This window comes from Rhodococcus sp. UNC363MFTsu5.1, from assembly GCF_000686785.1.
Taxonomy (GTDB): Bacteria; Actinomycetota; Actinomycetes; order Mycobacteriales; family Mycobacteriaceae; genus Rhodococcus_G; species Rhodococcus_G maanshanensis.
In genome coordinates, this window is sequence record NZ_JMLO01000024.1 from 1 (window position 1) to 14,755 (window position 14,755).

Annotated in this window: 14 protein-coding genes and 2 riboswitches; of the genes, 7 read left to right on the plus strand and 7 right to left on the minus strand. The window is 69.2% G+C overall.

Annotated elements, in window-relative coordinates; all coding sequences use genetic code 11:
• The 4 genes from qcrB to ctaE all read right to left on the minus strand — a co-directional run.
• Positions 1-1,075: cytochrome bc1 complex cytochrome b subunit (gene qcrB, locus BR31_RS0118150; protein ID WP_037177185.1), on the minus strand; the 1,075-nt coding region annotated here is incomplete at its 3' end.
• The gene (qcrA, locus tag BR31_RS0118155) at positions 1,072-2,208 is read right to left on the minus strand and encodes a cytochrome bc1 complex Rieske iron-sulfur subunit (RefSeq protein ID WP_027502218.1); all 1,137 of its coding nucleotides are present in this window, start codon (positions 2,206-2,208) and stop codon (positions 1,072-1,074) included. The genes qcrA and qcrB, both read right to left, overlap by 4 nt.
• On the minus strand, positions 2,205-3,056 hold the full coding sequence (gene qcrC, locus BR31_RS0118160; RefSeq protein ID WP_081830564.1) for a cytochrome bc1 complex diheme cytochrome c subunit: 852 nt from the start codon (positions 3,054-3,056) through the stop codon (positions 2,205-2,207). The genes qcrA and qcrC overlap by 4 nt, the downstream gene beginning before the upstream one ends.
• 64 nt (positions 3,057-3,120) lie before the next feature.
• Positions 3,121-3,732, minus strand: coding sequence for an aa3-type cytochrome oxidase subunit III (gene ctaE, locus BR31_RS0118165; RefSeq protein WP_027502220.1), 612 nt, complete (start codon positions 3,730-3,732; stop codon positions 3,121-3,123).
• A gap of 126 nt (positions 3,733-3,858) precedes the next feature.
• Between ctaE and BR31_RS0118170 the strand changes: the two genes are divergently transcribed.
• Together BR31_RS0118170 and trpD are read left to right on the plus strand one after the other, a co-directional pair.
• Positions 3,859-4,341 (plus strand): hypothetical protein, encoded by a 483-nt coding sequence (locus BR31_RS0118170; RefSeq protein ID WP_037177187.1) that lies wholly within the window; start codon positions 3,859-3,861, stop codon positions 4,339-4,341.
• A 47-nt stretch (positions 4,342-4,388) separates the two neighbouring features.
• Positions 4,389-5,423 carry an anthranilate phosphoribosyltransferase gene (trpD, locus tag BR31_RS0118175; RefSeq protein WP_027502222.1) on the plus strand — a complete coding sequence of 345 codons (1,035 nt, stop codon included), beginning with the start codon at positions 4,389-4,391 and terminating at the stop codon, positions 5,421-5,423.
• A 58-nt stretch (positions 5,424-5,481) separates the two neighbouring features.
• Here trpD and BR31_RS0118180 read toward each other — a convergent pair whose 3' ends face one another.
• On the minus strand, positions 5,482-5,757 hold the full coding sequence (locus BR31_RS0118180; protein WP_027502223.1) for an Lrp/AsnC family transcriptional regulator: 276 nt from the start codon (positions 5,755-5,757) through the stop codon (positions 5,482-5,484).
• 97 nt (positions 5,758-5,854) lie between these two features.
• The gene (locus BR31_RS0118185) at positions 5,855-7,567 is read right to left on the minus strand and encodes a DEDD exonuclease domain-containing protein (RefSeq protein WP_027502224.1); all 1,713 of its coding nucleotides are present in this window, start codon (positions 7,565-7,567) and stop codon (positions 5,855-5,857) included.
• A 195-nt stretch (positions 7,568-7,762) separates the two neighbouring features.
• Here BR31_RS0118185 and BR31_RS29165 point away from each other — a divergent pair, with 195 nt between their 5' ends.
• The 5 genes from BR31_RS29165 to BR31_RS0118210 all read left to right on the plus strand — a co-directional run bounded on the left by BR31_RS29165 (position 7,763) and on the right by BR31_RS0118210 (position 12,834).
• A complete protein-coding gene (locus tag BR31_RS29165) occupies positions 7,763-7,975 on the plus strand; it encodes a hypothetical protein (protein WP_442970225.1) in 213 nt (70 codons plus the stop codon).
• Between the two features lie 126 nt (positions 7,976-8,101).
• Positions 8,102-8,266: riboswitch (cyclic di-AMP (ydaO/yuaA leader) on the plus strand.
• Between the two features lie 15 nt (positions 8,267-8,281).
• On the plus strand, positions 8,282-8,848 hold the full coding sequence (locus BR31_RS0118195; RefSeq protein WP_027502225.1) for an NlpC/P60 family protein: 567 nt from the start codon (positions 8,282-8,284) through the stop codon (positions 8,846-8,848).
• Between the two features lie 230 nt (positions 8,849-9,078).
• Positions 9,079-9,217, plus strand: a riboswitch (cyclic di-AMP (ydaO/yuaA leader).
• Between the two features lie 13 nt (positions 9,218-9,230).
• Complete coding sequence (locus tag BR31_RS0118200; protein ID WP_027502226.1) at positions 9,231-10,283, plus strand: C40 family peptidase; 1,053 nt, start codon at positions 9,231-9,233, stop codon at positions 10,281-10,283.
• Positions 10,284-10,360: 77 nt separating this feature from the next.
• Positions 10,361-11,647, plus strand: a complete 1,287-nt coding sequence (locus BR31_RS0118205; RefSeq protein WP_231496552.1) for a hypothetical protein — start codon at positions 10,361-10,363, stop codon at positions 11,645-11,647.
• Between the two features lie 59 nt (positions 11,648-11,706).
• Positions 11,707-12,834, plus strand: coding sequence for a glycosyltransferase family 4 protein (locus tag BR31_RS0118210; RefSeq protein ID WP_027502228.1), 1,128 nt, complete (start codon positions 11,707-11,709; stop codon positions 12,832-12,834).
• 68 nt (positions 12,835-12,902) lie between these two features.
• Here BR31_RS0118210 and BR31_RS0118215 read toward each other — a convergent pair whose 3' ends face one another.
• Positions 12,903-14,702 carry an AMP-dependent synthetase/ligase gene (locus BR31_RS0118215; RefSeq protein WP_027502229.1) on the minus strand — a complete coding sequence of 600 codons (1,800 nt, stop codon included), beginning with the start codon at positions 14,700-14,702 and terminating at the stop codon, positions 12,903-12,905.
• Positions 14,703-14,755: the final 53 nt, after the last annotated feature.

Below are 14,755 nucleotides of genomic sequence, written 5' to 3' on the forward strand. Positions count from 1 at the left end.
TCTCGATCCACGGGTAGGCGATCAGCACCGTGAACACCAGGCCCATGATGATCGCGACCGCGAACACCGCCGGGATCGTGTAGGTGCCCCACAGGTAGATCTCCCACGCCGGCCACAGACGCGCCATGCCGTCGGTCCACATCATGTAGATGTCGGGCTGCACGCCCGCGGACACCTGGGACGGGTTGTACGGGCCGAGGTTCCAGATCGGGTTGATCTGCAGCAGGCCACCCATCAGCGCGAGGATGCCGAAGGTGAAGGCGAAGAACGCGCCACCCTTTGCCGCGAAGACGGGGAGGATGCGGACGCCGACGACGTTCTGCTCCGTGCGGCCGGGGCCGGGGAACTGGGTGTGCTTCTGGTACCAGACCAGCGCCAGGTGCGCGCCGATCAGGGCCAGGATGATGCCGGGCAGCAGGAGCACGTGCGCCACGTACAGGCGCGGGATGATCAGCTGGCCGGGGAAGTCGCCGTCGAAGACCAGCCACTGCATCCAGGTGCCGATCACCGGGATGCTCAGCGTGATGCCGGACAGCGCGGCGCGAAGGCCGGTGCCGGACAGCAGGTCGTCGGGGAGCGAGTAACCGAAGAAGCCCTCGAACATCGCCAGGATCAGCAGCAGGCAGCCGATGACCCAGTTCGCCTCACGCGGGCGTCGGAACGCGCCGGTGAAGAAGATGCGCAGCAGGTGCACGATGATCGACGCCGCGAACATCAGCGCGGCCCAGTGGTGGATCTGTCGGACGAACAGGCCGCCGCGCACCTCGAACGAGATGTCGAGTGTCGTGGCGTACGCCCGCGACATCTCGACGCCGCGCAGCGGCTGGTAGGCGCCGTCGTAGACGACCTCCGCCATCGACGGATCGAAGAACAGCGTCAGGTAGACACCCGAGATGAGCAGGATGACGAAGCTGTAGAGCGCGATCTCGCCGAGCATGAAGGACCAGTGCGTCGGGAAGACCTTGTTGATCTGCCGCCGCATGCCGGCCGCGAGGTGATACCGCGAGTCCATGCTCTCGCCCGCCTTCGCGGCGTGTGCCGCGATCTTGGACTGGCCAACTGTGGTGGTTGTCATGACGGACGCTCCCAAAATCCGGGGCCAAGAGCCTCGACGAAGTCACCGTTGGCGACCAGGAAACCCTCTTCATTCACTGTGATCGGCAGCTGCGGCAGTGCACGGGCAGCGGGACCGAAGATCGGCTTTCCGTACTGGAGAGCATCGAACTGCGACTGGTGGCACGGGCACAGGATCCGGTTGGTCTGCTGCTCGTAGAGCGAGGTCGGGCAGCCGAGGTGCGTGCACAGCTTCGAGTACGCGAAGTAATCGCCGAAGTTGAAGCTCTCCTGGCCCTTGCGCTTGACGGCCTTGTTGGCATCCTCGGTCCGCAGGCGGATGAGCATGACCGGGTTGTCGGCGCGCTTGAGGGCGTGCGCAAGGGCGCGCTCGCTGCCACGCTCGGACTCACGGAACGGGAAGACCGTCTCCATGGCGCCCGCGTCGAGATCCTCGGGGCGGACCAGGACGACGTCATCGGTGCGACCGGTGTAGCGACGCAGGTAGATGGTCTCGCCGGGGAACGTCGGGGTCCAGCCCGAGGTCCACAGGTCGGACTTGTCGCCCTTCGCCCACGGGTTCTTGATCAGACCGCCGAGCGGCATGATCGCCATGATGCCGAGGGCACCCGCACCGAAGCCGAGGCTGCGGGTGATCAGCTTGCGGCGACCGATGGTCGAGGTGTCGAGCGTGTCGCTCAGCTCCGCGACGATCGTCTTGCGGTCCTGCTCCAGGGAGCCGCCGTCGTGGCGGTCCTGGATGGAGACCTCTTCGGGGATGAACTTCTTGGTGAACTGCACCGCACCGATACCGACACCGAGGATCGCGAGACCCATGGTCAGGCCGATCAGCGGCGTGTACAGGTTGTACGCGCTGTAGCCCTCCTCGCCCATGCCCTTGTACTCCCAGGGCCAGAAGAGGTAGATCGCGATGAACGCGAGGGCGGAGATGCCCGCGAGCGTGAACCAGATGGCCACGCTCCGCTCGGCACGCTTCTCCGCCTTGGTGCCCTCGACGGGCCACCGCTCGCGGCGGAATGCGATGTCGACGCCATCGAGGTTGGTACCGAGTTCGACGAGTTCGTCGCGACTCATCGCGGCGAGCTCTTCCTCGGTGTGCTTCTTTGGCGTATCGCCGTGACCGGCGTCGCTCATGACTTTGCTCCGATCCAGAGTGCTGCGCCAACAACCGCAACGATTCCGATGGCCCACATGGCCATGCCCTCGGGGCCGGTGCCGAACCCGCCGAGGCCGTAGCCACCGGGGTTCTTGGACTCGGTCGCGGACTTGATGTAGGCGATGATGTCCCGCTTCTCGTCCGGGCTCAGCTGCCGGTCGGAGAACTTCGGCATGTTCTGCGGACCGGTGGCCATCGCCTGGTAGATCTGCTGTTCGCTCGCCGGCTCGAGCGGCGGGGCGAACTTGCCGGAGGACAGGGCGCCGCCCTTGCCGGTGAAGTTGTGGCACGACGCGCAGTTCAGGCGGAACAGCTCGCTGCCCCTGGCCACGTCGTTGCCGCGCAGCGACGACTGGGCGATCTCGCCGTTCTCGTCGCGGACCACGGTCGGACCGCCGCCGTTGGCCTGAATGTAGGCGCCGAGGGCGTCGGTCTGCTTGGTGTCGAACTTCGGCGGCTTGCGGAGGGCCTGGGCCTCGTTGCGCACCGCGGGCATGCGGCCGGACGACACCTGGAAGTAGACGGCCGCCTCGCCGACGCCGATGAGGCTCGGGCCACGGTCCTGGACACCCTGCAGGTTCGCGCCGTGGCAGGTGATGCAGGACGTGTCGTAGAGCTGCTTACCCTCGCGGATCAGCGCTGCCGAATCGTCGGACGCGGTGGCCACCTGCGGAGTCGGTGTCAGCGCCGCGGCGAGGAAACCGGCTCCGACAAGGCCCATCATCAGGACCATGGCGCCGGTGACGCGCCGCCGGAACTTTCGCTGCCGACGGGCTTTCGTGGCAGACGCGCTACCGGCGGCTGCTGAAGGGGGGGATGAACTCATCTGTATCCCTTTGGTCTCGCGGGACGGACTGAACGGGCTTGGGCTGTGAACTGCGTTCAGCTTCTTAACGGATGAAATAGATGGTGGCGAACAGGCCGATCCACACGATGTCGACGAAGTGCCAGTAGTACGAGACAACGATCGCAGCCGTTGCCTGTGCCGGGGTGAACTTGCTGACCTTGGTACGCGCGATCAGGAAGACGAAGGCGACCAGACCACCGATCACGTGCAGGCCGTGGAAGCCGGTCGTCATGTAGAAGACCGAGCCGTACGAGCTGCTGGCGAGCGTGGTGCCCTCGTGAACCAGGTGGTAGTACTCGTACGCCTGGCCGAGCACGAAGATGATGCCCATGACCAGGGTGATCGTGTACCAGCGGCGCAGCCCGAAGACGTCACCACGCTCAGCGGCGAAGACGCCCATCTGGCAGGTGAAGGATGAAGCCACCAGCACCGCGGTTACGGGCACCGCGAGGCCGAGGTTCAGCTCGGTGGGCTCCGGCGGCCAGTGTCCGTCCGCCTGCGCGCGCGCGACAAAGTACATCGCGAACAGGCCGGCGAAGAACATCAGCTCGCTGGACAGCCAGACAATGGTGCCGACGCTGACCATGTTCGGCCGGTTCAGCGAGTGCACGCGCTGGGTGATTGCGGATCCTTGGGTCCCTACTGCGCTCGTCACAGACAGAAGTATGACGCTTCGTCGTAAGCGAGTACTACCCGGGTCCGTTCTTGGCGCGTCGCGGCCTGCGACCAGTATGCCGTGGTCTGTGATTGTGCAGGTAGTCGGGCATGCGACGCTGGTGTCATGGAACGAGTGCGGTGGTGGCGCAAGCGGTTCGGGCGGCGTCGGGCGGTGCCGCTCGACGTGACGCGGACCGATCTGGTGGTGGTGGCGTCGAGCTTCGACGACGCCGAGGCGTGCAGCAGGGCGCTGGAGCGGGCGGAGGCGTCGGAGCCCGGCTGGATGGCCGAGGCGGACGCCGTCCTGAGGCACCATCTGCTGCTGCCCGCGGATCAGGTGCCAACCGCCGTCGAGCTCGCGGGGCAGGACCGCTACACCGTCGCGGCGCCGGACGCGCCGGTGTCGGGCGGCGGCGACCCGGCCGGGGCGGAACAGGGGACCGAGGAGCTGGTGGCATTGGTCCTGCAGCGGGTGCAGCTACTCGACGCGCTGCACTGCTCGCAGGAGCGCTCCCGGATGGCGGGGCTGGCGCAGCGCGCCGGCGGCCGTGTCCTCGGATGGGATGCGCTGCAGCCGCCGCGGAAACCGGTTGCCCGTACTGACTAAGCTTCGTCCTCGATTGTGCTGACGGCGACGACAATGAGGCGGTTGCGATGGGGAGTTGGCCAGAGGTGCTCGGTGCGCTGACGGACGGACGCGATCTCGATCCGGGGACCGCGGCATGGGCGATGGACGAGATCATGTCGGACAACGCCACCTCCGCCCAGATCGCGGCGTTCGGCATCGCACTGAAGATGAAGGGCCCGACCCCGTCGGAGGTGACCGGTATCGCCGACGCCATGCTCGCGCACGCGCGCACGATCGACGTCGACGGTGACGCGGTGGACGTCGTCGGCACCGGCGGTGACCGGCAGCAGACGGTCAACATCTCCACGATGGCCTCGGTCGTGGTGGCCGCCGCGGGCATCCGGGTGGTCAAGCACGGGAACCGGGCCGCATCCTCGAAGAGCGGCGGCGCCGACGTGCTCGAGGCGCTGGGAGTGCGGATCAACCTGAGCCCGGACGCCGTCGCGCGGTGCGTGCGTGAGGTGGGGATCGGGTTCTGCTTCGCGCCGACCTTTCATCCTGCGTTCCGGTTCACCGCAGGCCCGCGCAAGGAGATCGGCATCCCGACGGTGTTCAACGTGCTCGGACCGCTGACCAACCCCGCGCGGCCGCGAGCCGGTCTGATCGGCTGCGCCTTCCAGGACCTGCAGCCCGTGGTGGCGGGGGTCCTCGCCCGCAGGGGCAGCAGTGCGCTGGTGGTGCGCGGCGACGACGGACTCGACGAGATCACCACCTCGACCACGAGCACGGCGTACGTGGTGTCCGGTGGGCAGGTGCGCGAGGACAGCATCGATCCGACGGCGCTCGGGATCGAGCGGGTGCCGCTGTCGGCGCTGCGGGGCGGGGACGCCGAGGCGAACGCGGTGATCGCGCGGGCGGTGCTGGGCGGCGAGCGGGGCGCCGTGCACGACGCGGTGGTCCTGAACGCGGCGGGCGCCATCGCCGCCCACAGCGGCCTGTCGGATGACCTGGACAGCGACCTGCGCGCGGGCCTCGAACGGGCCGTGCGCGCGATCGACAGCGGCGACGCGGCGGCGCTGCTCGACCGCTGGGTCGCGGTCTCCACCGAACTGGCGGACTGACGCCCGCCCGGTGCGGGAGCCGCCGTCGGCCGAAGCCGAACGGCGGGCCCGCGCCGAATCACTCGCCGATGGAGAAGGCGGCCTCGACGTCGGCGCTGGCGTAGGAGCGGAAGGCGATGTGGGTCGTCGTCTGCACGACGCCGTCCACCTTGTTGATCGCGCCGGTGACGACCTCGGCGATCTGGGCGTGGTCTCGGACCTTCACGATGGCGATCAGGTCGACGTCACCCGCGCACGAATAGACCTCGGACACCCCGGGGATGTCGGCCACCGCCTGCGCGGTCTCCGGGATCCGGTGCGCTTCGGCGTGAATGAGGACGATGGCGTTGATCATCTCGCTCCTTGGCTGCGGTGGCGTCCTATCTATAGGGAGGGCCGCGTGGGTGTCTCCCTATAGATGGGCGTCCGGCTCTGTTCTTTCCCCTGTCACCCTAGGCGGTGCCGGCTGCCGCGGCGGCGCCCCGCGCCACGGCGCACCATTGCAGCCAGCCGCCACCGCCGCGGGCGGGTTCGGCGTAGCCGTGGCTCGCGCGCACGATCCGGACCCCTGGCGTCTCGAGCCAGCCGGCGATGAGCGCGGCCTCGCCCGCCGTGGCGCCCCGCAGCGGTGACGGCTCCTCGATCACGGTCTCGGCCGACAGGGTCAGCGCCTCGACGACCGGCATCGGCGGCACGCCGCGCTCCGCGACCCCGGCGGAGGCGAGCCTGCCTGCCCGGATCACCGCCAGCTCCCATCCGCCGGAGGGGGAGGGGCGCGCGGCGACGAGCTCGTCGACGGCGGCCAGGCTCGCGAGGCGCTGGGCTCGCCGGAGCGAGAGCGCCAGCGCGGTGGTGCGGTCACGAAGCCGCGCCGCGCTCTCGAACAGTTCGGCGGCCGCGAGTTCCTCGATCCGGGTCCGCAGTCCGTGCAGTGGCGCGTCGTCGGTTCCCCGGATGAGCGCGTGCGCGGAGTCCGGCGCGTGGCGGTACTCGGCCGCGCTCTGTGGTGTGCCCCCGGCGGGACAACCGCCGACCGCGCTGTCGGGACAGTCGGGCCCGTGCGGCTGGTCATCGCGAATTCTCTTGGTGCACGTCCTGATTCGGCAGATGTCGGCGATCGTGGCGGCGACCTCCGCCGCGTCCGTCCGTGAACTGAACGGGCCGAGGGCGTCCTCGGTCGCTTTGCGGGAGATCGCGAGCCGGGGGAACGGCTCGGCGGTGGGGGTGATCCACCACGCCCGGCGGGGGAACTTCGAGCGCCGGTTGTACGGAGGTGCGTGCGCGCCGAGCAGCCGGAGTTCGCGCACCGACGCCTCGAGCGCGTGCGCGCACTCGACGTGGTCGACCCTGGTGGCCAGCGCCACCATCTCCTTCATCCGTGCGCGGGTCTCGGATCCCGTGAAGTAGCCACGCACCCGGCGCTGCAGATTGACCGCGGTGCCGACGTAGAGCACCTCGTCGGACGGGCCGCGGAACAGGTAGACGCCGGGGGTGCGGGGGAGGTTCGCGGCGAGCCCGCGCTTGCCGCGCTGCGCCGCGGAGACGTTGGGGAGGTAGTCGACCAGCTCCGCATAGCTGTGCACGCCCAGGTTGCCGACCCGTTCGATGAGCCCGTGCAGCACGTCCACCGTCGCCCTGGCGTCGTCGAGGGCCCGGTGGGTCGGCTTGGTGCTGACGTCGAAGAGGGCGGCGAGGGCCGAGAGCTTGACGGAGGGCGCCTCGTCCCTGCCGAGCACCCGGCGGGCGAGCTTGACGGTGCACAACACCTGGAACGGGGGCCAGGGCAGCTCGCAGCGGGCCGTGGCGGCCTTGAGGAAGCCGATGTCGAAGGGCGCGTTGTGGGCGACGAGGACGGCGCCCCGCGCGAACTCCAGGAAACTCGGGAGCACCCGCTCGATTCGCGGTGCCCCGATCAGCATGGCGGTGGTGATCCCGGTCAGCTCGACGATGTACGGGGGCATCGAGCGGCCGGGATCGACGAGGGTGGACAGCTCGCCGATGACCTCGCCGCCACGGATCTTGACCGCGCCGATCTCGGTGATCGCGTCCTCGCCTGGCGCGCTGCCGGTGGTCTCGAGGTCCACGACGACGAAGGTGGTGTCCCGCAGCGGGGTGTCGAGCTCGTCGAAGCTCAGCTGGACGTTTGGCGGACTCTGCGGGCTCACCCGGCTGAGGCTAGGGGTGGCCACCGACAGGGCCCACCTGCCGCGGTCGTCGCGTCGTCGGTGTCGGACCTGGCCGCTAGTTTCCGTCGCAGAGGCCTCCGAAACGCCGCGAGGCCACCGGTAGAGACGAGGATCACAGTGATTGTCGATTGCAACGACTGCGAGGTTCGTAATACCGCGTGCGGTGACTGTGTGGTGACGGTGCTGCTCGGGCCGCCCGGTGTCCGGCCGGGGGTGCGGGCGGTGGACTCCGCCGGGTCGGCCCGGATCAGTATTGAGCAGGACGAACGGGTTGCTCTGGACGTGCTCGCCGATGTCGGGCTGGTGCCGAGGCTCCGGTTGGTGCGGGCCGTGGATGCCACGCAGACCGGTCGGTCGTTATCTGTCCGTGACCCGGGAGTGGCGTAGCGCGCATTTCTGGGCGATATGTCCGAATCGGCCCACTGGTCGGGCGTGTTGGGTCGACAGGGGCTGGACGCTTTCGTAATCTTCCTGAGACCTAGCGGAGTCTTGCCACACCATCCGGTGCGGCATCGCCAGGTACCGCCTAATCGATCACTCGAGAGAGCGATCGTGCCGGGAACCCAAGTTTCTCTGGGGTGAATCCCGTCGGAGCGCGATATGCGTGCCGCCGGGTAGGGCTGATCTTCCCAGCCCGAACCCGTCAGCTAACTCGGTCGGCGGATGAACGGAAGAAACGGAGTAACCCTTCTCGTGGCTTCATCCACTACCCAGCGTTCCGTGCGCCGCATCGCGGTCGCCAGCGCGCTGACCTTCGGTGCCATCGCAGTCTCTGCCGGTCCGGCGCTTGCCGAGCCCGTCACGATCTCTGGCATCGGAACCTTCGACATTCCGGGTGTGCCTGCCCAGACCATCCAGGTCCCCGGCCTCCCTGTGCTGCCCGGTGCCCCCGGCGCTCCTGCCCCCGCGCCCCTGGTCTCCGCAGGTGACAAGGCCGTCCAGGCCGCCGCGAGCAAGATCGGTTCGCCCTACGTGTACGGCGCCTCCGGCCCGGATGCCTTCGACTGCTCGGGTCTCGTGCAGTGGGCCTTCAAGCAGGCCGGCATCAACCTGCCGCGCACCAGCTACGACCAGGCCTCGGCGGGCACGCCGGTCTCCACCTCCGCCCTCAAGCCGGGCGACGTGGTCTCCTTCTACGGTGGCTCGCACTCGGGCATCTACGCGGGCAACGGCGAGGTCATCCACGCCGCGACCTCCGGTACCCCGGTCAAGCGCGCGCCCCTGTCGTCCATGCCGATGGACGGCGCCCGCCGCTACTGAGCGTCGCGCACGAACCCCCGTGGTGGGCCCGAACCGTCTGTGACCGTTCGGGCCCACCACGTTTTTGTCGGTGGTCCCGCGCCCGTCGCGCGGTGCTCGGCGTGAGCGGAAATTGCCCCCACAGTTCGGGTGGACATCGCCGTATGCCATTCCGTAACCTGTCTGAGACCTTCCGAAATCTTGCCGCGTCACCCGGCGTGGCATCGGTGGTCACCACCACACCGGATCGGGCGCCGCAGGCGCCGATCCGGTACCGGGGACGCAGTTCGCCGGGGTGAATCTCCCGCTCGGACCTCGGTTCGTTGGGCAGGGCTGATCTTCCCAGCCCGACCCGTCAGCCAATCCGGTCGACGGGCAGTGGAAGAACGGAGTACCAGCTTTCGTGGCGTCACAGAGACTGAAGCGATCCACCAGCGCAGTGCTGGCGACGGGCCTGCTGTCCCTCGCGGCTGTCGCGGTCCCCGCGGGTACCGCAACCGCGGATCCCGCGCTGGAGAATCCGACAGCCGCGCTCGAGAAGCTCTCCGAACTCTCCCGCACGTCCGAGCAGACCAACGAGGCGTTGCACAACGCCCAGATCGACCTCGAGTCCAAGACCGCCGTCCAGCGCGACGCCGAGGCCAGGCACGCCGCCGACGAGCACCTGTTGACCGAGGCGAAGGCCAGGATCGCCCAGTTCCAGCCCGCGGTCGACAAACTGACGACGGCCAGCTACCAGGGCGCCCGCGTCAATCGACTGTTCGCGGTGATGATCTCCGATTCCCCGCAGCAACTCCTCGACCAGATGTCCACGCTCAGCGTGCTCTCCGCGGACACCGCGGCCCAGGTTGGTCACTTCAAGCAGGCCACCGATGAGGCCGCGACCGCGGCCGAGGCCTCGCGTCAGTCCGCCGATGCCGCGCGCACCGCCACCGAGCAGGCCAGGTCGATCAGCGACGACCTGCAGAACAAGCAGAGCGACCTGCAGGCGCAGATCGCGCAGGTCACCCAGGCGTTCGGCGCGTTGAGCAGTTCGGAGAAGTCCGCGCTCGCGGGCACCCCCTTCCCTCCGGGATTCGATCCGCAGACCATCCTCAAGGGGCTCACTCCCGGGTCGAACTCCGGCGCGCTGCAGGCAGGCATGACCCAGGTCGGTAAGCCGTACGTCTGGGGTGCCACCGGTCCGGACGGGTACGACTGCTCGGGCCTGATGGTGTGGGCGTACAAGCAGATCGGCAAGACCCTGCCCCGCTCGAGCCAGGCCCAGGCCGCCGGCGGCGTGCCGGTCTCGCGCTCGGAGCTGCAGCCGGGCGACCTGGTGCTGTTCTACCCCGACATCTCGCACGTGGGCATGTACGCAGGCAACGGCAACATCCTGCACGCGTCCACCTTCGGTGTTCCGGTCAAGGTCGCGCCGATGGACGCGTACCCGTTCTACGGCGCCAGACGGTACTGAACGCCGTACCGGACGTCCCGCCGCGGCAGCCACGGCGTCGGATCCGGAAATGGGAGGCGGCTGCGCTCGGGGGGTTGGTGCTCGCCGTCGTCGCGGTCGGCGTGTTGACGGCCCGGTCGCAGCCGGCGGAACCGGAGCTGCGTGGCTCCGGCGGTGCCGCCAGCGTCAACCCGTACGAACAGGCGCGCCGCGCGGGCGTCCAGGACCTCCTGAACCGATGGGCGAGCGCGGTCAGGGACGGTGACACCGCCGCGCTGGCCGCGTTGTTCGACCGCGCCGCCGCGCCCGAGTTCCTCGCCTCCGAGATCCGCCGCAGTGAGCATCTCGCCGACGTACCGTTGGCGGACTGGGGCTACGAGATCGGAACCGACCCCGAGACCCCGGTCCCGACGGACCTGGCCGAGCAGCTCGACGCCACCGACGTGTGGGCGGTGCCTGCGTACCTGCGCTACGCCATCGAGGGCGCGGACACCGGTTCCACGCGCAAGCCGGTCGCGCTGATCGTGGCCAGGCGAGGGGAGAACTGGACCCTGGTGTCCGACCGGTCGCTGCCCGAGTACGGGCGCCACACCTGGCGAGGCCCTTGGGATTTCGGTCCGGTGGTGGTGCGCGAGGTGGACACCGGCTCGCATTCGTCGGTGGTGCTCGGTCACTCCGATCAGGAGGAACTGATCGACGCGATCGCGGCGGATCTCGCGGATGCGGTGTCCTCGGTGACCGAGCTGTGGGGCCAGGACTGGTCGCAGCGGGCCCTCGTGGTGGTCAGCTCCTCCCAGGACGAGTTCATGGAACAGGTCGGAGCAGACCACAGCGGGTCCGATATCGCCGCGGTCGCGGTCTCGGACGTCGTCGAACCAGGGGCCGACTCCGCGACGGGCCAGCGCGTCGTGTTCAGCCCGGCCGCGTCGGAGCGGCTCAACGATGAAACCCGGCACTCGGTGCTGCGACACGAGCTCACCCACGTGGCCGCCCGCGTCGCGACCACCGACGGATCGCCGATGTGGATGCTGGAGGGCTTCGCCGACTACGCCGGTCACCGTGACGCCGATGTCCCCGTCGGTCGGGCCGCGCCGATTCTGGCGGCGGCGGTCGTTGCGCACGGGCCACCGACGCGGCTGCCCGTCGACGCGGACTTCACGGCGGGCGGGGAGCGCGCCCAGGCCGCGTACGAGCTGGCCTGGTCCGTATCGGCCTATGTCGCCGACCGTTTCGACGAGCGGACGCTCCGCGAGCTGTACGTGGACCTGGCGACGGGACCCGTCGACAGCCACGAGCTCGACGAGAAGCTGCATGAGGCCGTCGGGCTGTCCGCTTCCGAGTTCGTGACCAACTGGGGCCGCTGGGTTGCCGAGGGCCTCGACTGAGGGCCTGCCGACTCGACCCTGCGCAGCGGCCGCCCGCGCCCGGCAATTACGGTGGACGTATGCGCCGAACCCTGTTGGTGACGAATGATTTTCCGCCCCGACCGGGAGGCATCCAGTCCTACCTCCAGTCCTTTGCGAACGCGCTGCCCGCCGACGAGTTGGTGGTGTACGCCCCGCGCTGGCGCGGTGACAGCCACAAGAAGTTCGACGCGCGTCAGCCGTTCGAGGTGGTCCGCCACCCCACGACGCTGATGCTGCCGACGCCGCTGGTGGCCCGCCGGGCGGCCAAGCTGGTGCGGTCGCGCGAATGCGACAGCGTGTGGTTCGGCGCGGCGGCCCCGCTGGCACTGCTCGCGCCCGGGCTGCGCCGGGCGGGCGCCGAGCGGGTCGTGGCCAGCACGCACGGCCACGAGGTCGGCTGGTCGATGCTGCCCGGTGCCAGGCAGGCGCTGCACCGGATCGGGAACACCACGGACACGGTCACCTTCGTCAGCAAGTACACGCGCGGCCGGTTCGCGTCCGCGTTCGGGGCAGGGGCCGCGCTCGAGCACCTGCCGCCCGGTGTCGACACCGAGGTGTTCCGACCGGACCCGGCGGCAAGGGCGGAGCTGCGGGCGCGATACGGACTCGGCGATCGCCCGACCGTGCTGTGCCTGTCCCGGCTGGTTCCGCGCAAGGGTCAGGACGTGCTGATCCGGGCGCTGCCGCGGATCCGGGAGTCCATCGACGGCGCGGTGCTCGTCATCGTCGGTGGCGGCCCGTACCAGAGCAGGCTCCACGCGCTGGCGAGGGACACCGGCATGGAGGAGCACGTGGTGTTCACGGGCACCGTCCCGTCCGCCGAGCTCGCGGCACACCACACGATCGCCGATGTGTTCGCGATGCCGTGCCGGACCAGGGGAGCGGGCCTCGACGTCGAGGGGCTGGGGATCGTGTTCCTCGAGGCCTCGGCCTCGGGTGTCCCCGTGATCGCCGGTCGGTCCGGTGGCGCGCCGGAAACGGTGCGGGAGAACGAGACCGGGCATGTCGTCGACGGGCGGTCGGTTCGGCAGGTGGCCGATTCGGTGATCTCGGTGCTCGCCGACCGCGATCGCGCGGCGGCGATGGGTGCCGCAGGCCGCGCGTGGGTGTCCGAGCAGTGGCGCTGGGACGCGCTGGCAGCCAAGCTCAGCGGCCTGCTTCACTAGGCGTTTCGCGCCTGTGAGTCTTTCTGGTCCGTCTAGGGACCAGAAAGACTCACAGGCGGCGGAGCCGCCTACTTGGCGTAGATGGCTTCGATGTCGTCCGCGAAGCTCTGGTGGATGACGTTGCGCTTGAGCTTGAGGGTCGGCGTCAGCTCGCCGGTCTCCTCGGTGAAGTCCACCGGCAGGATCCGGTACTTCTTGATCGACTCCGCGTGCGAGACCAGCTTGTTGGCCTCCGCGATGGCCGCATCGACCTCGGCGACCAGGTCGGCATCGGCGATCAGGTCGGCGACGGTGGCCCCGGCCGGCTTGCTGTTGCGCTGCTTCCAGCCCGTCCACGCCTCGGGATCGACAGTGATCAGGGCGCCGATGAACGGCTTCTGGTCGCCGACAACGAGCGCCTGGCTGATCAGCGGATGCGCGCGGAGCTGGTCCTCGAGCTGCGCGGGCGCGACGTTCTTGCCGCCCGCGGTGACGATGATCTCCTTCTTGCGTCCGGTGATCGTGATGAAGCCCTCGGTGTCGACCGAGCCGAGGTCGCCGGTGTGGAACCAGCCGTCCTCGAGCGCCTCGGCGCTGGCCGCCTCATTGCGCCAGTAGCCGCCGAAGACCACCGGACCGGAGAGCAGGATCTCGCCGTCCTCGGCGATGCGAACCGCGTTGCCGGCCAACGGCCTTCCGACGCTGCCCACCTTCTGGTTGCCCGGCGTGTTCACCGCGACCGCAGCGGTCGTCTCGGTCAGGCCGTAGCCCTCGAAGATGGTCACGCCGATGCCGCGGAAGAAGTGGCCGAGCCGGGCACCGAGCGGGGCGCCGCCGGAGATCGCGAGCTGGCACTGTCCGCCGAGCGCGGCACGGAGCTTGGAGTACACCAGCTTGTCGAACACCGCGTGCTTGATCTTGAGGCCGAAGCCGGCGCCGCCGGCGTCCTGGGCCTCGCTCCACTCGATCGCGACCTCGGCGGCATTGTCGAAGATCTTGCCCTTGCCCTCGGCGTGTGCCTTCTGGCGAGCGGTGTTGAAGACCTTCTCGAACACCCGGGGCACCGACAGGATGAAGTCGGGCTTGAACGTGCCGAAGGTGGGGACCAGGTTCGGGATGTCGGAGGTGTGGCCGACGGTGGCGCCCGCATCGAAGGCCGCGAGGGAGACCGCGCGGGCGAGCACGTGCGCCAGCGGCAGGAACATCAGGGTGCGACGACCAGGGCGCAGCAGCTCGCCGAATCCGGAGGTGCTGATGCCGCGCGACTCCGCGATGAGGTTGGAGTGGGTGAGCTGGCAGCCCTTGGGGCGACCGGTGGTGCCGGAGGTGTAGATCAGCGTCGCGGGGTCGCTCGCCTTGAGCGCGTCGGCGCGGGACCGGACCTCCTCGTCGCTGACGTCGGCGCCGAGTGCGATCAGCTCAGCGACCGCTCCTGGGGCGCCCTCGATCTGCAGCACCTTGCGCAGCGCGGGGGACTCGGCCGCGACCTTCTCGAGTTCCTTCGCGCGGCCCTCGTTCTCGACGAACAGTGCGACGGCGGCGGAATCCTCGAGGATCCACCGCACCTGCTCGGGGGCGGAGGTCTCGTAGACCGGCACGGTGACACCGCCCGAGGCCCAGATCGCGAAGTCGATCAGCTGCCACTCGTATCGGGTCGACGACATCAGGCCGACCCGATCGCCCGGCTGCACACCGAGCGCGATCAGGCCCTTGGCCACCGCGGTCACCTGGTCGGCGAACTCCGCCGCGGACACATCGGTCCACGTGCCGCCGGTCAGTCGCGTGAAGACGGCCAGGCCGGGCGTGTTCGCCGCGTGGGTGAACACCGAGTCGACGGCGGACGCGTCCTCAGGGATGGTGAAAGTTGACGGAACGCTGAATTCACGCACGAAGACCTCCGGCACTGCGGGTGTACTGACGAGTAGGTTTTGCTGCGGTTCCA

Excerpts from the sequence above, each read along its gene's own strand:
- qcrA (WP_027502218.1), bottom strand. The coding sequence starts at position 2,208 with ATGAGCGACGCCGGTCACGGCGATACGCCAAAGAAGCACACCGAGGAA.
- qcrC (WP_081830564.1), bottom strand. The coding sequence starts at position 3,056 with ATGAGTTCATCCCCCCCTTCAGCAGCCGCCGGTAGCGCGTCTGCCACG.
- BR31_RS0118170 (WP_037177187.1), top strand. The coding sequence starts at position 3,859 with ATGGAACGAGTGCGGTGGTGGCGCAAGCGGTTCGGGCGGCGTCGGGCG.
- trpD (WP_027502222.1), top strand. The coding sequence starts at position 4,389 with ATGGGGAGTTGGCCAGAGGTGCTCGGTGCGCTGACGGACGGACGCGAT.
- BR31_RS0118180 (WP_027502223.1), bottom strand. The coding sequence starts at position 5,757 with ATGATCAACGCCATCGTCCTCATTCACGCCGAAGCGCACCGGATCCCG.
- BR31_RS0118210 (WP_027502228.1), top strand. The coding sequence starts at position 11,707 with ATGCGCCGAACCCTGTTGGTGACGAATGATTTTCCGCCCCGACCGGGA.